The organism is Mycobacterium sp. (assembly GCF_049802695.1).
In the GTDB taxonomy this organism is placed as follows: Bacteria; Actinomycetota; Actinomycetes; order Mycobacteriales; family Mycobacteriaceae; genus Mycobacterium.
In genome coordinates this window covers 1-22,894 of record NZ_JBARMY010000286.1, presented here as the reverse complement: position 1 = coordinate 22,894, position 22,894 = coordinate 1, and the positions used below count along the sequence as shown (strand labels likewise).

At 65.1% G+C, this 22,894-nt stretch carries 21 protein-coding genes and 1 pseudogene; 11 read left to right on the top strand and 11 right to left on the bottom strand.

The window, feature by feature from the left end; genetic code table 11:
* The 4 genes and pseudogenes from WA317_RS11715 to WA317_RS11700 form a co-directional block, all read left to right on the top strand.
* Positions 1-269, top strand: a pseudogene (locus WA317_RS11715) (SDR family NAD(P)-dependent oxidoreductase); the annotation flags it as partial.
* Between the two features lie 25 nt (positions 270-294).
* On the top strand, positions 295-1,215 hold the full coding sequence (locus WA317_RS11710) for a ferritin-like domain-containing protein (RefSeq protein WP_425173183.1): 921 nt from the start codon (positions 295-297) through the stop codon (positions 1,213-1,215).
* 2 nt (positions 1,216-1,217) lie between these two features.
* The gene (locus WA317_RS11705) at positions 1,218-2,732 is read left to right on the top strand and encodes a flavin-containing monooxygenase (protein ID WP_425173187.1); all 1,515 of its coding nucleotides are present in this window, start codon (positions 1,218-1,220) and stop codon (positions 2,730-2,732) included.
* A gap of 12 nt (positions 2,733-2,744) precedes the next feature.
* Entirely contained in the window at positions 2,745-3,659 is a 915-nt protein-coding gene (locus tag WA317_RS11700; protein WP_425173182.1) for a MerR family transcriptional regulator, read from the top strand.
* Between the two features lie 7 nt (positions 3,660-3,666).
* Here the strand turns inward: WA317_RS11700 and WA317_RS11695 are convergent, their stop codons facing one another.
* Complete coding sequence (locus tag WA317_RS11695; protein ID WP_425173181.1) at positions 3,667-5,019, bottom strand: salicylate synthase; 1,353 nt, start codon at positions 5,017-5,019, stop codon at positions 3,667-3,669.
* A 239-nt stretch (positions 5,020-5,258) separates the two neighbouring features.
* Here WA317_RS11695 and WA317_RS11690 point away from each other — a divergent pair, with 239 nt between their 5' ends.
* Complete coding sequence (locus WA317_RS11690) at positions 5,259-5,459, top strand: hypothetical protein (RefSeq protein ID WP_425173180.1); 201 nt, start codon at positions 5,259-5,261, stop codon at positions 5,457-5,459.
* An 11-nt stretch (positions 5,460-5,470) separates the two neighbouring features.
* Here WA317_RS11690 and hemW read toward each other — a convergent pair whose 3' ends face one another.
* Positions 5,471-6,637 (bottom strand): radical SAM family heme chaperone HemW, encoded by a 1,167-nt coding sequence (gene hemW / locus WA317_RS11685; protein WP_425173179.1) that lies wholly within the window; start codon positions 6,635-6,637, stop codon positions 5,471-5,473.
* A 341-nt stretch (positions 6,638-6,978) separates the two neighbouring features.
* Between hemW and WA317_RS11680 the strand changes: the two genes are divergently transcribed.
* From WA317_RS11680 to WA317_RS11670, 3 genes are read left to right on the top strand one after another with little or no spacing between them, the layout of a single operon-like run.
* The gene (locus WA317_RS11680; RefSeq protein WP_425173178.1) at positions 6,979-8,646 is read left to right on the top strand and encodes a nitrite/sulfite reductase; all 1,668 of its coding nucleotides are present in this window, start codon (positions 6,979-6,981) and stop codon (positions 8,644-8,646) included.
* A complete protein-coding gene (locus WA317_RS11675; RefSeq protein ID WP_425173177.1) occupies positions 8,643-9,377 on the top strand; it encodes a phosphoadenylyl-sulfate reductase in 735 nt (244 codons plus the stop codon). The genes WA317_RS11680 and WA317_RS11675 overlap by 4 nt, the downstream gene beginning before the upstream one ends.
* The gene (locus tag WA317_RS11670; RefSeq protein ID WP_425173176.1) at positions 9,356-10,087 is read left to right on the top strand and encodes a sirohydrochlorin chelatase; all 732 of its coding nucleotides are present in this window, start codon (positions 9,356-9,358) and stop codon (positions 10,085-10,087) included. Before WA317_RS11675 ends, WA317_RS11670 begins: the two co-directional genes overlap by 22 nt.
* Before the next feature lie 38 nt (positions 10,088-10,125).
* Here the strand turns inward: WA317_RS11670 and pstA are convergent, their stop codons facing one another.
* The 4 genes from pstA to WA317_RS11650 all read right to left on the bottom strand — a co-directional run bounded on the left by pstA (position 10,126) and on the right by WA317_RS11650 (position 14,066).
* A complete protein-coding gene (gene pstA, locus WA317_RS11665; RefSeq protein WP_425173175.1) occupies positions 10,126-10,989 on the bottom strand; it encodes a phosphate ABC transporter permease PstA in 864 nt (287 codons plus the stop codon).
* Position 10,990: 1 nt separating this feature from the next.
* Complete coding sequence (gene pstC, locus WA317_RS11660; RefSeq protein WP_425173186.1) at positions 10,991-12,004, bottom strand: phosphate ABC transporter permease subunit PstC; 1,014 nt, start codon at positions 12,002-12,004, stop codon at positions 10,991-10,993.
* A 65-nt stretch (positions 12,005-12,069) separates the two neighbouring features.
* Positions 12,070-13,179 (bottom strand): phosphate ABC transporter substrate-binding protein PstS, encoded by a 1,110-nt coding sequence (gene pstS, locus WA317_RS11655; RefSeq protein WP_425173174.1) that lies wholly within the window; start codon positions 13,177-13,179, stop codon positions 12,070-12,072.
* Between the two features lie 14 nt (positions 13,180-13,193).
* Positions 13,194-14,066, bottom strand: coding sequence for an ATP-binding cassette domain-containing protein (locus WA317_RS11650; protein ID WP_425173173.1), 873 nt, complete (start codon positions 14,064-14,066; stop codon positions 13,194-13,196).
* Between the two features lie 203 nt (positions 14,067-14,269).
* Between WA317_RS11650 and pstS (WA317_RS11645) the strand changes: the two genes are divergently transcribed.
* On the top strand, positions 14,270-15,361 hold the full coding sequence (gene pstS / locus WA317_RS11645; RefSeq protein ID WP_425173172.1) for a phosphate ABC transporter substrate-binding protein PstS: 1,092 nt from the start codon (positions 14,270-14,272) through the stop codon (positions 15,359-15,361).
* A gap of 22 nt (positions 15,362-15,383) precedes the next feature.
* Positions 15,384-17,345: a serine/threonine-protein kinase PknD gene (locus WA317_RS11640; RefSeq protein WP_425173171.1), complete on the top strand. Its 1,962-nt coding sequence runs from the start codon at positions 15,384-15,386 to the stop codon at positions 17,343-17,345.
* A gap of 58 nt (positions 17,346-17,403) precedes the next feature.
* On the opposite strand, the gene WA317_RS11635 is transcribed toward WA317_RS11640, so the two are convergent.
* The 5 genes from WA317_RS11635 to WA317_RS11615 form a co-directional block, all read right to left on the bottom strand.
* Positions 17,404-18,453 carry a sulfate/molybdate ABC transporter ATP-binding protein gene (locus WA317_RS11635; RefSeq protein ID WP_425173170.1) on the bottom strand — a complete coding sequence of 350 codons (1,050 nt, stop codon included), beginning with the start codon at positions 18,451-18,453 and terminating at the stop codon, positions 17,404-17,406.
* A 19-nt stretch (positions 18,454-18,472) separates the two neighbouring features.
* Complete coding sequence (gene cysW, locus WA317_RS11630) at positions 18,473-19,285, bottom strand: sulfate ABC transporter permease subunit CysW (protein ID WP_425173185.1); 813 nt, start codon at positions 19,283-19,285, stop codon at positions 18,473-18,475.
* 72 nt (positions 19,286-19,357) lie between these two features.
* Positions 19,358-20,236: a sulfate ABC transporter permease subunit CysT gene (cysT, locus tag WA317_RS11625; RefSeq protein ID WP_425173169.1), complete on the bottom strand. Its 879-nt coding sequence runs from the start codon at positions 20,234-20,236 to the stop codon at positions 19,358-19,360.
* Positions 20,233-21,279, bottom strand: a complete 1,047-nt coding sequence (locus WA317_RS11620) for a sulfate ABC transporter substrate-binding protein (protein WP_425173168.1) — start codon at positions 21,277-21,279, stop codon at positions 20,233-20,235. The genes cysT and WA317_RS11620 overlap by 4 nt, the downstream gene beginning before the upstream one ends.
* A gap of 340 nt (positions 21,280-21,619) precedes the next feature.
* The gene (locus WA317_RS11615) at positions 21,620-21,847 is read right to left on the bottom strand and encodes a hypothetical protein (RefSeq protein ID WP_425173167.1); all 228 of its coding nucleotides are present in this window, start codon (positions 21,845-21,847) and stop codon (positions 21,620-21,622) included.
* Between the two features lie 119 nt (positions 21,848-21,966).
* Here WA317_RS11615 and WA317_RS11610 point away from each other — a divergent pair.
* Positions 21,967-22,894 (top strand): FAD-dependent oxidoreductase (locus WA317_RS11610; RefSeq protein ID WP_425173184.1); only part of this gene is annotated, 928 nt, incomplete at its 3' end.

The following is a 22,894-nucleotide window of genomic DNA, read 5'->3' as shown; positions in this document are numbered from 1 at the left end:
TCACAGTGCTGTGCCCGACGTTCGTCAAGACCAATATCGTCGAATCCGGCCGCATGAGCGCCGGATCAACCGAGTTGGCGACCAGGTTGATGCGCTGGACCGGATACCCGGCGACCCGGGTGGCCCGAACGTGCCTGGACGCCCACGACCGCGGCGACCTGTACTGCATGCCGCAGTTCGACGCCAAGATCGGCTGGAACATCAAACGCCTTGCCCCGACGGTCTACACCCGAACCGCCGGCCTGGTGTCGCGGGTCAACACGCACTGAAACCGAAGTCCGAAGGAGGACAGCGATGGCCATCGACATGGAAGCCATGCTCGCCAAGATCAAGGATCGCCAGTGGGCGCTCGCTGACATCGACTGGGACGCGCCCGGCGCCGAAACCATCAAGCCTGAGTTCCGGCCGAAACTGAAAGCGTTCATGGCCGACCTCTGCTGGATCGAGAACATCGGGGCGCGGGGGTTCGCAGCCCTGGCCAAGAAAGCACCGACCCCGACGCTGGCGGAGATCTACCGATATTTCCACGCCGAAGAGCAGCGCCACGCCAACGCCGAACTGGCGCTGATGAAACGCTGGGACATGCTTGACGAAGGGGAGATTCCCGAGCCCAACGTCAACATCCGGTTGGCCATCGAGTGGCTGGACCGCTACTCCGACGACATGCCGCTTTCGGTGCTGGGCACCGTCATCCCCATGCTGGAAGTCGCGCTGGACGGTGCGCTGCTGAAGTTCCTGCTGGACACCGTCGAAGATCCGGTGTGCCATAAGGTGTTCGAGAAGATCAACAACGACGAATCCCGGCACATCGCGGTTGATTTCGAAGTGCTGAACATGATCGGTCATGCCAACGCACGAAAGCTCGCCATCGAATTCGTCGGCAAGATCGCATCTCCCAGCCTCATCATGGGCATGCTGATGTACGCTCCGCTGCTCAACCGAATCCGCAACGAGATCGTGGGGATGGGGATGGAACCCGAGCGACTCTACAATGCGGTCAAACGCTTCAAACAGCTCGGCGAGCGCGGCGAAAGCACCTGGCGGGTACCGGTCTATCAGCTGCTCAAACGGCACGCGGCGGTGGTGGTGAACCCTGATCATCCCTATCACCTGCTGGCCAATTCCATGGTGTGGCTGTCGGAGCGCTACCCCCGGCCGTTGCTGCGACCGGTGCCCAGCTGGTCCAGAGAACTCACCCACGAGCCGGCGGCCTGATGATGCCGCGCACCCGCACTCACGCGACGCTGATCATCGGAGCCGGTTTCACCGGCCTTGGCGCGGCGATCAAACTGAGACAGGCCGGGCTGAAAAATGAAGAGGACATCGTCATCCTCGAACGCAGCGATCGCGTCGGCGGGACCTGGCGCGACACCACTTACCCGGGGGCCAGCTGTGACATCCCGTCGCTGCTGTACTCGTTCTCGTTCGTCAAAAACCCCGCCTGGTCGCGCACGTACTCACCGGCCGCAGAGATCTGCCGTCACCTCGAGGACCTCGCGACTCGGTTCGACATCCGCCGCCACATCAGGTTCGGCCACGACGTCAGCGGGCTGTCCTTCGATGAAAGCTCTGGCGTATGGACGGCAATCACCGAGCAGCGCAAGCAATTCCGTGCGCGCACCGTGGTGTTGGCGTCCGGCCCGCTATCCGAGGCCAGCTTCCCCAACATCCGGGGCATCGAACGCTATGAAGGCCACAAAATCCACAGCGCGCGCTGGGACGACGGCTACGACTTCACCGGCAAGCGGGTCGGCGTCATAGGCACCGGAGCGAGCGCCGTGCAGATCATCCCCGAACTGGTCAAGCAGGCCGGTTTCGTCAAAGTGTTCCAACGCACTCCGGGTTGGGTGCTGCCCCGCTTAGATGTCAGCACACCTGCGGCAGTGCAGGCGGTCTTCACGAAAATGCCTGCCGCCCAGGAGGTCGCCCGCCAAGCCCTGTTCTGGGGCCACGAGGCCAGCGCCACTGCACTGGTGTGGAACTCGCCGCTGACGTCGCTGGTGGCGCGACTGGGCAGAGCTCACCTGCGGATGACGGTCAAAGACCCGTGGCTGCGCCGCCAGTTGACGCCCGACTTCACCCCGGGCTGCAAACGCATGCTGGTGTCCAGCGATTACTACCCCGCCCTGCAGCGCGACAACTGTAAACTGATCGACTGGCCGATCGCCACGCTCAGCCCGGTCGGCATCCGAACCAGCGACGGCATCGAACATCACCTGGACTGCATCGTGTTCGCCACCGGCTACGACGTTCACCTGACCGGTCCGCCCTTCGCGATCACCGGTCTCGGCGGTCGCGAGTTGCATACCGAATGGCGCAACGGCGCACAGGCCTACAAGAGCGCAAGCGTGCACGGGTATCCGAATCTGTTCTTCATGACGGGGCCGAACTCCGGACCCGGTCACAATTCACTACTGGTCTATATCGAAGGCCAGCTGGACTACGCGGTGCGCGGCATCACCACCATTCTGGACAACGACCTGCGTTACCTCGATGTGCGCGAACAGGTTCAGCGCCGACACAACGAGCGGATCCAAAAGCGGCTGACCAGGACGACTTGGATGTCGGGTTGTCAAAGTTGGTATCTCACCGCAGACGGATTCAACGCGTCGATGTATCCGGGGTTCGCCACCCAGTATCTTCGCCAAATGCGGAATTTCCGACTGGCCGACTACCACGCGGTCACCCGAGAGGCCGGCGTGGGTGTCGCGGCAGTCGCGCTCAAGGCCTGAGGGGCTAAGACGATGGCACCCGAGCGAGCGGCGCGGCCGGAGACGAGCACGATCAGCGCGGTGCTGGCCAATTTGCGCCGTGTGCCCACCCGGGTGGGCCGGCAGTCGCGCGACGTCGTCGAGAACGCGGTGTCTCAACTCTTCGACGCCGCGGTACGCCAACCACACGCCGCGCCGGGTTCCGGCGAGTACCGCATCGACGATCTGGCCCGGTTGGCCGGCACGACGACCCGCAACATCCGGGTATACCGCGACCGGGGTCTGCTGCCGCCGCCGCTGCGGGTGGGTCGCATCGCTTTGTTCAACGACACCCATCTGACCCGGCTGCGGCTGATCACCTCGATGCTCGACCGGGGTTACACGATCGCCCACGTCCGCGAGATGCTCAGCGCCTGGGAAGAGGGCAAGAACCTCGGTGACGTCCTCGGGCTGGAGACCGCGATCGTCGGTAGCTGGACCACTGAGAAGCCGACGACCATGTCGTTGAGCGACGCGCAGCGGCTGATCGACGACCGGCTCGCTTTCGTTCGCCTGGTGAAGTTGCAGCTGATCCGCGTCGACGGCGCGACGGCCACCATCACCCGACCCAAGTTGATCGACGCAATCAACGAAATCCGCGGCTACGGCGTCAGCATGGGCAAGCTGATCGACCTACACGAACGCATCGTCCCGCTCGTCGACCAGATCAGCGAGATGCTGGTGCGCACCGGCGCCGAGCATGTCGCCGACCGAATCAAACCAGGTCAGCCGCTGCCCGCCGACACCGAGATCGCCGAGCTGATCACCATGCTGGTCCGGTTCCGCACTCAGGCCGTCGCGTCGGTCACCGCGACACTGGCGTCTTCGATCGAGTCGACGATCGAGTCGCTGGTCAGCCGCATTCTGGCCGACTACATGGCGAATTCAATGGATGTCGAAGCTCGTTGAGCTTCTGTTATTGCCGCGCAACCAGATATGGAGCCAAAGTGGCGAGTTTCTCGCAGGTCTCCTCGAATTCGCGCTCCGGTTGCGAAGCTTGCACAATCCCGGCCCCTGCTCGCAGCCAGGTCTGCCCGTCCTGCTCATAGGCCGCCCGCAGCGTCAGTGCCGCGTCCAAGCCGCCGTCAGCGGAAATCACCAGCACCGCACCGGAATACAAACCGCGCGGATTCTCGTCGAGACGCAGGATCGCGTCGACACCGGCAGCCTTCGGGATGCCCGAGGCGGTGACCGCGGGAAAGAGCGCCTCCAGAGCGTCCATCCGGTCTTTCGACGCGTCCAGGCGTGCACTGACCGTCGAACCCAGGTGCTGCACACTTCCGCGCTCCCGCACCGTCATGAAGTCGGTGACGGCCGCGGTGCCGGGCGCAGCGATCTCGGTGATCTCCCGCAGCGATCCGCGCACCGAAATCGCATGTTCGACAATCTCTTTGGAATCCGACTCCAGCTCTTCCCGGGCCAGTTGGTCAAGCGACGGGCCGCGGCCCAGCGCGCGGGTGCCGGCCAGCGGCTCGGTCACCACCACACCGTCACGGTGAATCGCCGCAACGAGCTCGGGACTGTATCCCAGGGCACGAATCCCGCCGACCCGCAACAGGAAAGACCGTGCCGGGGTGTTGTGCCGGCGACCCAGCCGGTAGGTCGAGGGAAAGTCGAGTGCGAACGGCACGTTCACACAGCGGGATAGAATCACCTTGTGGTAGCGCCCAGCGGTGATCTCTCCGACCGCCTCGGCCACGCGTGCGCGGTAGCCGGAAGTGTCGCTGACGGCGTCGACCGGTGATGCGGGCGGAGTGTCGGGCACACCGTCGGCCAGCAACCGCAGCAACGCGTCCGGGTAGCGGTTGTCGGCGTCGTGAAAATGCACAGCGTCGGCGGTGATCACGATGCGGGTACGCGGCCAGAACACCCGCGCCAACGGCGTCCCAGGCGACAGACGGCCCCCCAGGCCGAAGCGGTAGGTGCCGAACTCGAAGGTGACCCATCCGAAGGCGTGGTCGGTTTCCAGCAGCAGCCGGTCGACCGCTTCGCCGAGCACCGGCCCCGGCCGCCCGGACCACGATTGCCGCCGAGTGACGCCGTCGCGAACGACGCGCAGTTCGCCGCTGTCGAGCTCGATCATCGCGCGCATCCCACACGCCACAACCCATTGCCCGTCCCGCTCGTACAGCAGGTAGTCCTCACCGTCACGGTCGGGCAGGGTCGCGGCCAGCTCGGCCGCCACGTCGCCCGGATCAACGCCGGAAGGCAGGGGGATCGACACGGCCGCGCTGCCGGTTTGGCCTGTCTCGGCGCGGACCTGGGTCACGACTAGTAAATGTAGCCTAACCTATGTATCGCCGCGCAAGACCACCAGGCGTGGCGAAGGGCTTCACGGCGAGGGGCCGGTCGGGCTGCGTTCGCCAGACGTTCACCCACCCGTCGTGCAATCGACCATATGCGGTACTCAGCCGTCCCTAGCATCGATCCAGCTACGGCCGAGATGCCGCTCGCCATAGGGCGACCGCAAAGCGACCGCCTGCAAGCCGACACAGAGAGGCAATCATCGTGTTCATCATCCGCCTCCTCGATGGACAAGAAGTTCATGCGAACGAGGGCGACGAGTTAATCATCAACCAGAACACCGGCGTTTTGACGGTCACCCGTGTCGACGGATTCGAGGAAGTCACCACACACTTCTCGCCGTCGGCGTGGGGATCGGTGACGCACCGCGTCAAAGAGGTCGGCGTCAAAAGAAAGTCGGCGTAACCGCTACACGGCTAGTCCAGGACCGTCCGCACCACCGCGTCGGCCAGCAACCGGCCGCGATCGGTGAGCACCAGCCGGTCTTCTTCGGGGACCAGCAGTCCGTCGGACACCGCGACGGCGGCGCGCTCGCGCTCCGCCGCGCTCAGCACATCCAGCGACAGGCCCTGCCGCAGCCGGATCTGCAGCAGCACGTCTTCGGTGTGTAGAGCTTCAGCGTCGAGCTGTTCATAACCGGCCACCGGCAGCGCGGGCTGAGCGAGCAGTTCGGCGTAGCTGTTGGGATGCTTGACGTTCCACCACCGCGTCGCGCCGACGAAGCTGTGTGCTCCCGGCCCGGCGCCCCACCATTGGCCGCCGTTCCAGTATCCGACGTTATGCCGGCACTGCCCGCCGGGGCGGCTCCAGTTAGACACCTCGTACCAATCCAGGCCGGCCGCGCGCAGCTGGGCGTCCACCAGTTCGTACCGATCGGCCAGCACGTCGTCGTCGGGGGGAGTCAGCTCGCCGCGCCGTACCCGTCGCGCCATTGCGGTGCCGTCCTCGATGACCAGGGCGTACGCCGACACGTGATCCACGCCGGTGTCCACCGCCACATCCACTGAGCGCAGCAGGTCGTCGTCGGTTTCCCCTGGTGTGCCGTAGATCAGGTCGAGACTGACGTGCTCGAAACCCGCGTTCAGCGCCTCACCCGCTGCGGCCGCGGCCCGGCCCGGCGAGTGCACCCGGTCCAAAACGCCGAGCACGCGCGGCGACACCGACTGCATGCCCAGCGACACCCGGGTGTAGCCGGCGTCGAGCAGCTCGTCGAACATCTCCGGCCACGTCGACTCGGGGTTGGCCTCGGTGGTGACCTCGGCGTCGGGCGCGAGGCCGAAGTGCTGGCGGACCAGGTCGAGCACGACACGCAGCCGGGCACCTCCCAACAGCGACGGCGTGCCACCCCCGACAAACACGGTCGTCGCCGTCGGTCCGCCCAGTCGGGCGGACGCCAACTCGAGCTCCGCGGCCAACACCTGCAACCAGGCGTCGGGGTTGACTCCGCCGAGCTCAGCTGGCGTGTAGGTGTTGAAATCGCAGTACCCGCAGCGGGTGATGCAGAACGGCACGTGGACATACACCCCGAATGGCCGGCCCGGTGCCACCGCCGCGGGAGGCAGGTCGATCGGCTGCGGTGTCACACCGCTGATTGTCCAGGATTTTGGCGGGTTTCGTTCACTGACGACTCAGGCACTGCGCGTAGTTTTGCTCACCATGAAACCAATTATGACGTGCTCGAATCGGTCTCCGATGGCTGTGGCACAATGGAGGCCGTGATCGTCGCTCACCACACCATCTGCCGTATTCCAGTGGTGGCGCAGCGGCATATCGAATTCAAGCTTGCCTGCAGCTGTCGCTGTCTGCCTTGATGTCGTAGACCTGCCCGCCTTACTTTCAGCTGGCCACGGGATCTGCGCCGCCGGACAGCCCCCGGTGGTGTGCGCGGTCCAAGACCGGCTACGCCGCGAGAGAGAACCGTCGGATGACCAAACCCCGCCCCGCCAAAGGCCGCAGCGAGGGTCAATGGGCGTTGGGTGATCGCGAACCGCTCAATGCCAACGAACAGACCAAGCAGGACGACGCTCCGCTGAATGTGCGGTCCCGAATCGAGGACGTGTACTCGCAGCAAGGCTTCGCCAGCATCGACAAAAGTGACTTGCGCAGCCGCTTTCGCTGGATGGGCCTGTACACCCAACGCGCCGAGGGCTATGACGGCTCGTGGACCGGAGACGAGAACGCGGACCTGCTGGAGGCGCCGTATTTCATGATGCGGGTGCGCAGCGACGGCAAAGCCCTCTCCGCGGCGGCGCTGCGCACGCTGGGACAGATTTCTTCGGAGTTCGCCCGGGACACCGCCGACATCTCCGACCGGGAGAACGTGCAGCTTCACTGGATCGAGGTGGAAAACGTCCCCGAGATCTGGCGACGACTGGCGGAAGTAGGCCTGGACACCACCGAAGCATGCGGCGACACACCGCGCGGCCTGCTCGGTTCGCCGGTGGCTGGTGAATCGCTCACCGAAGTGCTGGACCCTACTCCCGCGCTCGACGAGATCGTCCGCCGCTACATCGGCAATCCGGACTACGCCGACCTGCCGCGCAAGTACAAGACCGCGATCTCCGGTCTGCAGGACGTCGCCCATGAGGTCAACGACATCTCCTTCATCGGCGTTGATCACCCCGAACACGGCCCGGGCCTGGATTTGTGGGTCGGCGGCGGCCTGTCCACCAACCCGATGCTGGCCCAGCGAGTCGGCGCCTGGGTGCCGCTCGACGAGGTACCCGACGTGTGGGAGGCCGTCACCGCGTTGTTCCGCGACTACGGTTACCGGCGGCTGCGCGCGAAATCCCGGCTGAAGTTCTTGATCAAGGACTGGGGCATAGGAAAGTTTCGTGAAGTGCTCGAACAGGAGTACCTCAAGCGGCCGCTGATCGACGGCCCAGCACCGCAGCCGGTTCCGCATCCGATCGACCACGTCGGGGTGCAGCGGCTCAAGAACGGCCGGAACGCGGTCGGGGTCGCGCCGATCGCTGGGCGAGTGTCCGGCACCGTTTTGTCCGCGGTCGCTGACCTCATGCAGCGCGCCGGGTCCGATCGCGCGCGGTTGACGGCCTACCAGAAGCTGGTTGTCCTCGACGTGCCCGACGAAAAGCTCGACGAGTTCACCGCCGGTCTGGACGCACTCGGACTTCCGGCGCGGCCGTCGCACTGGCGGCAGAATCTGATGGCCTGCACCGGCATCGAGTTCTGCAAGCTGTCGTTCGCCGAGACCCGAGTCAAGGCACAGTCTTTGGTGCCTGAACTCGAGCGCCGGCTCGACGACCTCAACGCCCGGCTCGACGTGCCGATCACCATCAACATCAACGGCTGCCCGAACTCGTGCGCCCGAATCCAGGTCGCCGACATCGGTTTCAAAGGGCAAATGATCGACGACGGGCACGGCGGGTCCGTCGAGGGTTTTCAGGTGCACCTGGGCGGTAGCCTGGGCGCCGATAGCGGCTTCGGCCGGAAACTGCGCCAGCACAAGGTGACCGGTGACGAATTGGGTGACTACCTCGACCGGGTAGTCCGCAACTTCGTCAAACATCGATACGACGGTGAGCGTTTCGCGCAGTGGGCTGTGCGGGCCGATGAGGCGGACTTGCGATGAGCCTGGGCTACACCGAGTCCGATTTGCGCAAGCTGGCGGCGCGCGGCGCGGCCGAGCTGGACGGCGCGGACGCCACTGAGCTGTTGCGTTGGACCGACCGGCATTTCGGTGGCATCCATGGTCCTCGCGGCGGCGCCACCTGCAACTACGTGGTGGCCTCCAGCATGCAGGAAGCGGTGCTGGTAGATCTGGCTGCGAAAGTTCGCCCGGGCGTGCCGGTGCTTTTCTTGGACACTGGTTACCACTTCGTCGAAACTCTCGGTACTCGTGACGCGATCGAGGCGGTATACGACGTGCGGATCCTCAACGTCACCCCGGAACACAGCGTGGCCGAGCAGGACCGGCTGCTGGGCAAGGATCTGTTCGCCCACGAACCCGATGAATGCTGCCGGCAGCGCAAAGTCGTTCCGCTCGGCAAAGCGTTGCGCGGCTACTCCGCATGGGTGACCGGGCTGCGCCGATCCGAGGCGGTGACCCGCGCCAACGCCCCGCTGATCAGCTTCAACGAAGCCTACAAAGTGGTGAAGGTCAACCCGCTGGCCACCTGGTCGCAAGAAGACGTCGACGAATACATCGCCGAGAACGATGTGCTGGTCAATCCGCTGATGGACGACGGATATTCGTCGATCGGCTGCGCACCCTGCACCGCCAAGCCGCTGGCGGGCGCCGACCCGCGGAGCGGTCGCTGGCAGGGGCGGTCCAAGACCGAATGCGGGCTGCACGCCTCGTGACCACCCTGGTGGTCACCGCTCACGGCAGCGCGGATCCCCGGTCGGCCGCCAATGCGCGGGTCGTCGCGGAACTGATAGCAGATATGCGGCCGAACCTGACTATTCGGGTTGCCTTTTGCGAGTTGAACGAGCCGCGAGTGGCGGACGTCCTTGCGATCAGCAGGGGCAAGGTCGTTGTGACTCCACTGCTGCTGGCTGACGCCTACCACTCCCGGGTCGACATCCCCAAGCAAATCGCCGACGCGGGCGAAGGTCGCCGGGCCCTGCTGGCTGATGTGCTCGGGGAGGACGACCGGCTGATCTCGCTGCTGCGGCGACGGCTGGCTGAGAGCGGGGTGTCTGTTGACCGCGATCTCGGTGTGGTGGTGGCTGCGATCGGCTCGTCAGCCGCTGCGGCCAACACGCGCACGCAAACGGTGGCGACCAAGCTGGCCGTAGGCAGCGAATTGGCCTCCGCCACAACGATTTTCGCTACTGGCTCCGGGCCGTCGCTGGCGGACGCCGCCGACCTGTTGCGCCGACGCGGCGCTCGCCGGCTGGTGATTGCGCCGTGGTTTCTCGCGCCGGGACGACTGCCTGACAAGGTGGCGACTGCAGCGAAAGACGCCGGCATACCGATGGCGGCGCCACTGGGCGCCCACCGACTCGTGGCGGCTACGGTGCTGAGCCGCTTCGACGAGGCGGTGGCCGCCGGCCAGCTTGCCGCCTGACCGGAGCGCCGGATGCCGCTGCGCAACGCAGCAGGTCGTCAGGCTGCTTCCGAATGCCGCCGCGAGAACCAGGTGATCAGCCGTCCGCTGATAATCAGCAGCAGCAGGAACACGATGAGCAGAAAAGCCGCGTCATAGGAGAGGTCTTGGGCTGATTTCGACGGCAGGTTGTAGAACGTCCAGATCGGGTAGGTCAGGTAGCCGATCGGCGAGTCGGTGAGTTGTCCGGTTGGAGCAGAATTGGACCAGCCCGCGGTGTACAGCAGGGGTGCCGTCTCGCCGACCGCCACCGCCAGCGCCACGAGCATGCCGGTGACTATTCCGGGCATCGCCGTTTTCAACACGATCTTGCGCAGGGTCCACCCGAACGGCAGCCCAAGTGCCTCTGCCCCTTCGCGGTAGGAGGTCGGCACCTGAGAAAGCGCGGACTCGGTGGCCTTGGTGATGTAGGGAATGCTCAGAACCGAGAGCACTATCACGCCCGCGGCAAGGGAGAATCCCCAGTCGAAGTAGACCACAAGTGCCAGGTAGCCGACGTAGCCGAGCACGATGGACGGGATACCGGACAGCACCTCGTAAGCGCCGCGCAGAATAAGTCGTCTTCTGCCCGTGGCGAATTCGGATAGATAGATTGCGGTCAACACGCTCAGTGTGCCGCCCACCAGTATGACCCCGATACTCAGGACTACCGTACCGAGGATGGCGTTGCGTAGGCCGCCTCCGGTGCCCTGAGTGTCCTGCACCAGCACGCTCCAGCGGAATACGGGCAACGCACGATCAACGACTCCGATCAGCATCCAGAGCGTCGGGGCGATTACCACAGTGAGACAGCCGAAGCAGGCCGTCCAGAATGCGGCATTGACGACTTTCCGTCGAGTGCCGACCGATCGTAGTCCGCTCACCTCAGATACCCCGTCCCACCGGCAGCGCGGTGCCCGACGTCCGGCGCACCAGCGCCCGAGCGGCGACATTCGTCAGCAACGTGATCAACATCAGCACCAGAGAAACCTCGGCGAGCGTTTTTACGGCGAAGTTGGTTGAGTCGGTCAGCGCCGAATCCAGCTGCGACACCACGGTGGCGGCGATGGTGGTCATGGTCGAGTAGATGTTGGTGGGCATTGCGCCCAACTCCGCCCCGGATACCATGGCGACGGCCATCGTCTCTCCCAGCGCGCGTCCCAGCCCCAGGACCACTGCGCCGACGATGCCGCTGAACACCCACGGCAGGGTGACCCGCCGCGCGCACTCCCAGTCGGACATGCCCAGCGCTCTCGCGCCCTCGCGGGGCAGCACCGGCACCTGCTGGATCAGGTCTCGGGTTGTGCTGGCGATGATGGGGATGATCATCACCGCCAGCACGAGACCGCTCACCAACATGCCTTCCCCGTTGCCGGTGTCGCCGCGGAAGTAGCTGAGCACTGGCACGTCGGGAGCATTGCGGGCGATGAGGGGGGCGATGTGGTGGGCGATGAAAGGCCCGAATGTCATTGCCCCCCACAAACCGACGATGACACTGGGGATGCCGGCGAGCAATTCGAGGATCATCCCGACAGTCGAGGCGAGACGCTTCGGCAACCGTTCCGCGATAACCAAAGCTGCTCCGATAGAGACCGGCACCGCGATGATGAGCGCGATCGCAGACGTCGCCAGAGTCCCGACGATTAGCGGCAACGCCCCGTAGTCATTGCCGAGCGGATGTTCGACGCCATGTGTGACGACTGTCTCGCCGTAGAGATTGCCCGGGTTCCAATCTGTGCCGGTGAAAAAGTGCAGTCCGTTGACTCTGATTGCGGGCAGCGCCTCGATGATCAGCGTCACCAACACGAAGACCAGCGCCAGCATCGGGATCACCGCTCCCACCTCGCCGGCCCAACGGACGGCGTGGCCCTGGCGGCTCGCGTCACGGACGCGCCCCAGCGCGCGTCGAAGTGTGGCCGAGCCGCCCGGCACAGGCTGTTGGGTGGAAACGGTCAACGAATCAATTAGCCGGTGATCTTGGCGATCTGGGCGTCGGACATCTTCGCTACCGACGCCGGCAGCGGCTGGTAGTGAACCTTGTCCAGGAACGAGGGGCTGCCACCGTCCGTCACCGCCCAGTGCAGAAAGGCCTGCAGCGTCTGCGCGGTGGCCGCATCCTTTTGGTTGCTGTTGACGACGGCGTACTCGTAGTAAACGATCGGGTATCCATCAGCGGCGGCCCCGTTGACCAGCGAGATCGCTTGATTGGCCGGGGTCTGCGAGGCGAAGGCAGTGGCCTCGGCCGGAATGCTCTGAGCGTCGGGCAGCAGGAACTTACCGGAGGCGTTGCTCAACTGTGCCTCGCCCAGCCCCTTCTGGCTGGCCTGATCGAGGTAGCTGCTGCCGATGTAGGCGACGCAGCCGGGCGTCTCGGCGCAGCCGGTCACCATGCCACCGGCGCCGTTCTCGCCCAGCGCGCCCGGCACCGCCGGGAAGTCGACGGTGGTGCCGAAGCCGGGCGACTTGCCCCAGCCGTCGGCGTCTTGCTTGGACAGATACTGGGTGAACACGAAGGTGTCGCCGGCCCCGTCGGAACGATGTAGCGGAACCACCGGGGTGGCTGGCAGGTTCACCCCGGGATTGAGGGCGGTGATCTGCGGGTCGTTCCAAGTTTTGATCGTGCCCTTATACATGGCTGCCAGCACTTTGCCGTTCAGCTTGAGGTGCTCGGTGACACCGGGCAGGTGGTAATGGACCTGCTCAGCGGCAATGGCTAAGGCGATATTCATCAACCCTTTGTGCGCGGCCATGTCACCCTCGGACAGGTAGGCGCCGGAGGCGCCGATGTCGACCGTCCTGGCAATTGCCTGGGAGATCCCGGCACCTGACCCGGTGGCCGCAGTAGTGATCGTGACGTTGGGGTATTTCGAGTGATAGGCCGAAACCCACTCGTTCATCAGCGGATACAGTTCCGTGGCGCCGGTCTCCGTCAACGCCACCGGCGACGTCGCGGGCGTAGTGGCGACGCTACCGGTAGTGGCCCCAGGGTTCGAGGAAGTGGACTTCGAACCGCAGGCGGCCGCCACTAGAACCAGCGGTACGGCAACCAACAGCGTGCGCAACGGAATTTTCACCCGTCCTACCTTTCTCAGCTTCCTTTTTCACCATTCGCCTCCGTGGCCCCGACGAGGACACCAAGGAGTTTGCGATCACCGAACAATCCGGAGATGTAACGCACGGTTTCGGCACGCTGCGGCGATAGAAATAATTGTTCGGTCGGCCCTTCCTCGATCAGGAGGCCGTCGAAGAATAGGGCCGTTCGGTCGCCAAGCCGTGCGGCCTGGGCGAGATCGTGAGTCACGATGATCACGGTTAGGCGGTTGGCCAGCGATCGGATGAGATCCTCGATCTTCTCGGTCGTGGTCGGGTCCAACGAGGAGGTGGGCTCGTCGAGCAGCAGGATCTCCGGGTTCACCGCAAGCGCGCGGGCCAGACACAACAACTGCTGCTGACCACCCGAGAGCCGGAACGGCGAATCGGAAAGCCGATCTTTGACCGCATCCCAGAGCCCAACCTCAGTGAGCCGAGCCTCGGCAACGCTTTCGAATTCGCTGCGCGGCACCATCCTGTGGGCCCGCACGCCGGCAACCACATTGTCGCTGATGGACATCGGGAACGGATTGGGACGCTGGAACAGCATGCCCACGCGGCGGCGAAACTCCATCACGTCACGGTCGGTGAAGATGGTCTGTCCGTTCAACAGGACGTCACCGCGGTACCAATATCCGGCGACTTTGTCGTTCATCCGATTCAAGGTGCGCAGGAAGGTCGTCTTGCCTGAGCCGGTCGGTCCCAGCAGGGCTGTGACCGTACGCGCGGGAAACTTCAGGCTTACCTCGTCAAGCACTGTTTTAGCGCCAAAACCCAAGGTGAGGTGGACCGCCTGCATGGCCGGAGCAGCGACATCAGCATCCACGGCAGCAGCCTCGGCGGCAGTCCCAGTGTCGAGTTGTTGAGCCATCAACACCAGATGTTACGTTGTCACGCCGCAGACGCGGGCGACCGCTGGCAACCTCCGTCCATGTTCCATACATCTTCTCAGGTTTTACTATTCACAATGAGTTCACACGCCCGTTTCCGAGCAGCGACGGAATCTGTGCGGCTGCGGGCTCGACTCGACCGGCGGCGGAGTGCGGGTTCGTCGCCCCGATCAGAGAGGGTTCCGTGAAGTCCAACCGGCTTTGCGCAGCACTGAGCTTGCTAGCCGCCGGCGCACTGGTGTTATCGGCGTGCGGCAGCCAAACGAACAGCTCGTCGCCGAAGGTGGACTGTGGCGGCAAGAAGCAGCTCCGCGCCAGCGGCGCGACCGCGCAAGAGAACGCGATGGAACAATTCGTCTACGCCTACGTCCATGCGTGTCCGGGCTACACGCTGGACTACAACGCAAACGGCTCCGGCGCAGGCGTGAAGGATTTCGTCAACAACGAGACCGATCTGGCCGGTTCGGGCGACCCGTTGAACCCGTCGAAGGGTCAGCCTGACCGGGCGGCGGCGCGGTGTGGATCGCCGGCGTGGGACCTGCCCGCGGTGTTTGAACCGATCGCGGTCACCTACCACGTCGGCGGGGTCAGTTCGCTGAAGCTGGACGGGCCCACCACCGCGAAGATTTTCAACGGCGGCATCACCAGTTGGAACGACCCGGCGATTACGGCGCTCAACGCAGGCACCAGCCTGCCCGCAACGCCGATTCACGTCATTTTCCGCAGCGACCAATCCGCCAACTCATCGAACTTCCAGCAATACTTGAATGCGGCCTCCAACGGTGCCTGGGGTAAAGGCGCGGGCCAGTCCTTCCTCGGAGGCGTCGGTGACGGTGCCGCCGGGGACAATGGCACCTCGGCAGCCGTGCAGAACACTGACGGCTCGATCAGCTACAACGAGTGGTCATTCGCCGTGGGCAAACAGTTGGACATGGCTCAGATCATCACGTCAGCGGGCCCCGATCCGGTGTCCATCACGACCAATTCGGTGAGCAATACGATCGCCGGGGCGAAAATCGTCGGGCAGGGCAACGACCTGGTACTGGACCTGTCGTCGTTCTATAAGCCGACGCAGCCGGGTGCGTACCCGATTGTGGAGGCGACTTATGAGATCGTGTGCTCGAAGTATCCGGATTCCGCGACGGGGACGGCGGTAAAGGGTTTTATGCAGGCCGCGATCGGTCCGGGCCAAAACGGTCTCGATCAGTATGGATCGATTCCGCTGCCCGGTTCGTTCCAGTCGAAACTGGCGACAGCGGTGAATGCGATCTCGTGATGAGACGAAGGGAGCGTCAACGGTGAACGACTCCGTGCCGGGTTCGCGGGCGGGGACGTGGTTCGGGCCCTACCGGCTGCGACGCCTGCTGGGCCGTGGCGGGATGGGAGAGGTGTACGAGGCCGAGGACACCCGCAGAAACCGGATGGTGGCGTTGAAGCTGATCTCACAGCAATTCTCCGATGACCCGGTGTTCCGCGCCCGGATGCAACGCGAAGCCCAAGAGGCGGGGCGGCTGACCGAGCCCCATGTGGTACCGATCCATGACTACGGCGAGATCAACGGCAAGCTCTTTTTGGACATGCGGCTCATCGAGGGCACCGATCTGGCCACGCTGCTGAAACGCGACGGTCCGCTGAACCCCCCGCGAGCTGTCGCCATTGTCCGCCAGATCGCGTCGGCGCTGGACGCCGCGCACGCCGCCGGGGTGACGCACCGCGATGTCAAGCCGGAAAACATCCTGATCACCAGCGAAGACTTTGCCTACCTGGTGGATTTCGGTATCGCCCGCGCCGCCGCCGATCCGGGACTGACCCAGACCGGGACCGCGATGGGAACCTACAATTACATGGCGCCGGAACGGTTCACCGGCGACGAGATCACCCATAGGGCCGATATCTATTCGTTGGCGTGTGTGTTGGCCCAGTGTCTGACTGGGTCGCCCCCCTACCGGACCGACAGCATCGAAAGGGCGATAGCCGCGCATCTAACAGAGCCGCCCCCGCGGCCGAGCCAGCTGCGACCCGGGGAGGTCCCTGCGGCTTTCGACCAGGTGATCGCCAGAGGCATGGCCAAAAAGCCCGAGGAGCGCTATGCCAGCGCCACCGAGCTGGCCGCTGCCGCACACCACGCGATGACCGCAAATGAGCAGCACCAGGCCGCCTACATCCTGGAGCAGAGTGAGGAGTCCCGGCCGGCCACGGCCTTCGATCCGGGTTGGTCGGGTGAGGCATCGACCCAGGCCCGGGCATGGTCACAGACGCCGAACCCGCCCACACAGCGGGCGCAGACGCTGCCCCCTGCCGCCGGCGGCGGTTGGCGCGGCCAACATGGCACCCCGGCCACCGTCAGCCCTGCGGGTCTGCCAGACTTCAGTGCACCGCCCCCGCCCCCTGTCCGGCACCGGCGGCGGCTGCTCCTCGGCGGTGCCGCGCTCCTGGTCATCGCTGTCATCGCCGCCATCGGATACGTCCTGGTGGGGCCGTCGCCATCGACGCCAGCATCCGGACAGACCGTGTTGCCGTTCAGTGGCATCGACTTCCGCCTCTCGCCAGGTGGGGTGGCGCTGGACAGATCCGGGGACGTCTATGTCACCAGCGAGGGCATGTACGGCCGGGTGGTGAAGTTGGCAGCCAAGTCGGACACCACGACCGTCCTACCGTTCAACGGCCTCTACCAGCCGCAAGGGCTGGCGGTGGATGACACCGGTGCCGTCTACGCCGCCGACTTCAACAACAGGGTGGTCAAGCTGGCGCCCGGGTCGGGTAATCAGACCGTGCTCCCGTTCACCGGCCTCAGTTACCCCGAGGGCGTCGCGGTGGATGCCCAGGGCAGCGTGTACGTCGCGGACCGCGGTAACAACCGGGTGGTGAAGTTAGCGGTCGGCTCGAGCACCCCGACCGACCTGCCGTTCACCGGTCTCAACGACCCAGATGGTGTGGCGGTCGACACCGCCGGCAACGTCTACGTCACCGACACCGACAACAACAGGGTGTTGAAGCTGGCGGCCGGGTCGACCACCCAGACCGAGTTGCCGTTCACCGGCGTAACGGTGCCCTGGGGTATCGCCGTGGACAACGCCGGCACCGTCTACGTGACCGAACACGACACGAACCAAGTGCTGAAGTTGACCGCCGGGTCGAACGCCCCGACCGTGCTGCCTTTCGCCGACCTGAATACGCCGTTAGGGGTGGCAGCCGATACCGCCGGAAACGTGTACGTCGCCGACCGGGGCAACGACAGAGTGGTCAAGCGCGCAAGCTGACTGCCGCGGCACGCCGCGTCGGTGGCCGGCCACTCAGCGACGTCCCGGGTCGGTGGATTTACGTGATCGACGTCAGCGTGTTCTGATCTTCGCCGTTACCCACCCGGCCGATAAGCGGCACCCTGGTGGCGCGCACGTAGACGGTGTCGCCTTCTTTGAGCCCTAAAGCTTCGGCGTCTCCGCGGGTGATCTGTGCGGTGAACGGTCCACCGGTTGCTGCGTTGACCAACTCCACTCGCACCTCGAAACCCAGCATCACCACCCGATCGATCGTGGCGCGGACGATTCCGGTGGATTCGCCGGTGCCGTCCCCGGCGGCAATCTTCATGTCGGGACTGCGGCCAACCCGAAGATCGTGCGGACGAACCAGAGTGCCATTGAGCGAGGAGACCGCGCCGAGGAAGGACATCACGAAGGCGTTCTCTGGAGAGTCGTACACATCCGTCGGTGAACCGACCTGCTCGATGCGGCCCTTGTTGAGCACGGCGATGCGATCAGCCACGTCGAGCGCCTCAGCCTGATCGTGCGTGACGAGCACTGTGGTGACGTGCACGTCGTCGTGCAGACGCCGCAGCCAGGCCCGCAGATCTTCACGGACCATCGCGTCCAATGCACCGAACGGCTCGTCGAGCAAGAGCACTTGCGGGTCGACCGCAAGCGCTCGCGCCAATGCCATGCGCTGACGCTGACCACCGGACAGCTGATTCGGGTATCGGTTCTGAAATCCGCTCAGCCCCACCACTTCCAGTAGATTGTCAACCTTCTTCTTGATCTCCGCTTTGGGCCGTCGGCGGATTTTCAAGCCGAAGCCGACGTTGTCCCGGACAGTCAGATGCTTGAACGCGGCGTAATGCTGGAAGACGAACCCGATGCCGCGCCGCTGCGGGGGCTCCTTGGTGACGTCGCGGCCGTTGATCGTGATGGTGCCGGTATCAGGCTGGTCGAGGCCGGCGATGGCACGCAACAGCGTCGACTTGCCGGAACCGCTGGGACCCAGCAGCGCCGTCAATGATCCCTTGGGCACCACGAAGTTGATGTCGTCGAGTGCGACGAAGTCGCCGTAGCGTTTGTTGGCGCCCTGCACGACGATCGCGGTCTTCGTCGTCATCTTTCCTCCTTGCCGGGTGTCAATTCGTCGCGCGGGCGCGCCGCGCGTCGAGCACGATCTGAACAATCAGTACCGCCACCGAGACCACCATCAGCAGCGTCGACAGCGCGTAGGCACCGTATTCGGCGCCTCGGTTGTAGCGATCGGAGACCAGCAAGGTCAGCGTCTGCGATCGCCCGGGCAGGTTCGACGACACCATGATGACCGCGCCGTACTCCCCGAGCGTGCGGGCGATGGTCAGCACGATGCCGTAGGTCAGCCCCCATCGGATGGAGGGCAGCGTGATCCGCCGGAACGTCTGCCACCAGCCGGATCCCAGCGTTGCCGCCGCTTGTTCCTGGTCGGTGCCCAGTTCGTGCAGCACCGGCTCGACCTCCCGCACCACGAACGGCAGGGTGACGAACACGCTGGCGAGCACGATGCCGGGCAGCCCGAAGATGATCTTGAGACCAATGTCTTTCTCGACGAAGCCCAGCGCGCCCGCTGATCCCCACAGCACGATCAGCGCCACGCCGACGATCACCGGGGACACCGCGAACGGCAGGTCGATGATCGCCTGCAATGCGCCTTTGCCGCGGAACCTGTTGCGCGCCAGCACCAGTGCCGTGGGGATACCGAAGATCACGTTCAGCGGCACCACGATCGCAACGACCGTCAGCGACAGATCGAGCGCCGAGATCGCGGCAGGGGTGCTGACATAGGCGTAGAACTGACCGAGCCCGGGAGCAAAGGCACGCCACAGGATCAGCGCGACCGGAATGATAACCAGCACAAAGACATAGGCCAACGCGGTGAAGCGAAGAAGATAGCGAACCCTAAGCGACAAGGTCATGAGCGCCGCTCGCCCCCGCAAGCGGGAGGTGCCCCCACCTCATCGCTACCCAATAAATCGTCGCCGGCGCGTTCACGCGGCCAACTCCTCACGTTTGGCCGCGCGTCCGCCCAGCACCCGCAAGACCAACAACACCACGAACGAGATCGCCAACAACACAATCGAAATCGCGGCTGCACCGGTGCGGTCGTCGTTCTCGATCAACGTTCGGATCCACTGCGAGGACACTTCGGTCTTGCCGGGCACGGCGCCGCCGATCAGCACCACCGAACCGAATTCGCCGATGGCACGGGAAAACGCCAGACCGGCGCCGGACAGCAACGCCGGGGTCAATGACGGCAGCACGACGGCGGTGAAGATCGTCGAGTTGTTGGCACCCAGCGACGCGGCCGCCTCTTCAGCTTCGCGGTCAAGCTCGAGTAGCACGGGTTGCACGGCCCGCACCACGAACGGCAACGTGACGAACGCCAGCGCCACCCCCACCCCCCACGGCGTGTGCTGTAGACGCAAACCCACCGGGCTGTGCGGGCCGTACAGCGCCAGCATCACCAGGCTCGCCACGATGGTCGGCAGCGCGAACGGCAGGTCGATGACCGCGTCGACCAGCCGTTTGCCCCAGAAATCGTCGCGGGCCAGCACCCAGGCGATCAACAAGCCGAACGGCACATTCAGTAGCGTGACGCCGATCGAAACCGTCAACGTCACCCGGAATGATTCCAGTGCGGCATTGGAACTGACCGCCAGCCAGAATGCCTGCCATCCCCCGCCGACAGCCTGCCAGCCGATCGCGGCCAACGGCAGCAGCACGATCACAGACAGCCACAGCACCGCCGTGCCGACCCGAAGCGACGTGCTGCCGCGGTAGCGGTCGGTCAAACGCCGCCGGCCGGGTGCCCGGGGATCGAGTTCTGGCCGGACCGCCTCCGGGTCGGGCGTGATCGCGGTCGTCATCCGGTGGCCTTCATGTAGATCTTTGTGATGCTGCCGGCGCTCTTGTCGAAAAGCTGAGGGTCTACCGCGCCCCAGCCACCGAGGTCGGTGATCGTCCAAAGCTTCACCGGAACGGGGAAAAGATTTCGGACGTCGGCGGCCACCGCCGGATCGACCGGCCGGAAACCGGCTTGTGCCCACAATCTTTGCGCCTCGGCGGTGTACTGGAAATTCCGGAATGCGTTCGCGGTCTGGAAATGCGCGCCGGTGGTCACCACCGCCACCGGGTTGTCGATCTTGAAGGTCTGCGGCGGGACGATGTGCTCGACCGGCTTACCTTGGCGCTCTGTGACGATGGCTTCGTTCTCGTAGCTGATCAACACGTCACCGCTGCCCTGGACGAAGACATCCGTCGCCTCCCGTCCGGAACCAGGACGTAGTTTGACATGCTGACTGACCAACTTGTTGACGAAGTCGAGGCCCGCCTGAACATTTCGGCCGCCGTTGCTCTTCACCGCGTAAGGAGCCAGCAGGTTCCATTTCGCCGAACCAGAACTGAGCGGGCTGGGCGTGATGACCTCGACGCCGGGCCGCAGCAGGTCGTCCCAGTCCCTGATGTTCTTCGGATTGCCTTTGCGCACCACCAGGCTCACCACTGAGCCGAACGGGATGCCCTTGGTGAGGTCGGTGTTCCAGTCCTCGGATACCTTGCCCGCCTTGACAAGTCGGGTGACGTCGGGCTCGACGGAGAAGTTCACCACGTCGGCGGGCTTACCGTCGACGACACCGCGAGACTGGTCACCCGAGGCGCCATAGGAGGTGATCACCTCGACGCCCCGGCCTTCCGGGGAGGCACTGAACGCGGGAATAACCTTGCTCCACCCGGGTTCCGGCGCCGAATACGCGACGAGGGTGATACTCGATCGCGCGTTCACCGCCGCGCCCCCGACTACGTCGCTAGGACCTCCCCCGCAGGCCGTCACGACGCTGATGGCGACAGCGAACGCGACGACATGCCGGCACCTGCGCGCAACACCTCCGATGCCGCCGTCGGCGTCGAGCATGGGCGACCTTTCGATGCGGGCTTCGGGTGACTGGGCTGATCCCGGGTTGTTCGAGCGTGCTCGGCAGGTTGCATGCACCCCGATACACGACCGCGCGCGGTACGTTCCTAGCGACAACAGTGCTTGTCAGCGACGACCCAGTCAGCCGCGGTCAGGAGCGACACCGCGTCGCTTTTGCCTGGGCCGGATGCTGGGCGCATGGCGGGAAGCCTAACAGAATGCGCCTGACTCACCGGTTGCAGCCAAGGCGGCCTCAGCGGGTCAACAGCCAGGTCAGTATCACCAGGACGACGAGTGTGATCAGCACCCACGTCACCGGGGATCCGGGCAGTTTGATCACCTACGGGCCCTCATCTCGCCGACCCGTCGACGATGGCCGCCGCCCGGGCCGCGCGCGCCGCAGCGCCTGGGTTCCGTAGCCCAGCAGGCTGTCCAGGGCCACCGCGACGAGGTAGGCCAGTACCAGCACCACGGGCATCACCACGATCGTCTGCAGGACGAAGCCGAGCCCGGACAACCACAACTCGACGCCGTCCCACCAACTCAGGAACCCGTCCACCGGGCTCACCCTATTCGCAGCGGGGCACTGATCCAACGTGTCAAGATCGGCCGGTGTCCATTGATCCGGCTGGTGAGCCGGTAATCGAACAAACCTCCTGCCTGATTGCCGGCGGCGGACCGGCGGGCATGGTGCTTGGCCTGCTGCTCGCGCGCGCCGGCGTCGACGTCACCGTGATGGAGAAGCACGCCGATTTCCTGCGGGACTTCCGCGGCGACACTGTGCACGCCAGCACCTTGCGTTTGCTGGACGAACTCGGTCTGGGAAAGCAGTTCGAGCGGCTTCCGCACCGGATGATCGACAGCATCCACATGCAGCTGCAGGGTGTCCCGGTGGAGTTGGACCTGCGGCGGCTTCCCGGCGCGCACAAGCACATCGCCTTGGTGCCGCAGTGGGATTTGTTGGAGTTGGTGGCCACCGCGGCCGAAGCCGAGCCGACTTTCCGGCTGCTCCGCAGCACCGAGGTGACCGGCATCATCACGGAAGGCGACCGGATCACCGGCGGGGAGTATCGCGGCGCCGACGGGCAGACCCGGCAGCTGCGCGCCGCGCTGACCGTAGCCTGCGACGGCCGCTCCTCGACGCTGCGCTCGGCGGCCGGCCTGATCCCACACGGATTCGGAGCCCCAATGGATGTGTGGTGGTTCCGCCTGCCGCGCCAGGCCGACGACCCCCGCGGGCTGGCCGGCGTGATGGGAGACGGACACGCCACGATCACCATCGACCGCGGCGACTACTACCAGATCGCTTACATCATTCCGAAGGGAACCGACGCGCAATTGCGCGCAGAGGGCATCGAGGCGCTGCGCCGGGTGCTGGCCGGTCAGGTTCCCTGGCTGGCTGGCCGGGTCGACACGCTGGCGTCCTTCGACGAGGTGAAACTGCTTGACGTGCAACTCAACCGGCTCAGGCGCTGGTATCGCGACGGGCTGCTGCTGATCGGGGACGCGGCGCACGCGATGTCACCGGTCGGTGGGGTCGGCATCAACTTGGCGGTAGCTGACGCGGTCGCCGCGGCGCGCATCCTGGCCGAACCCCTGCGCGCCGGGCGGGTGC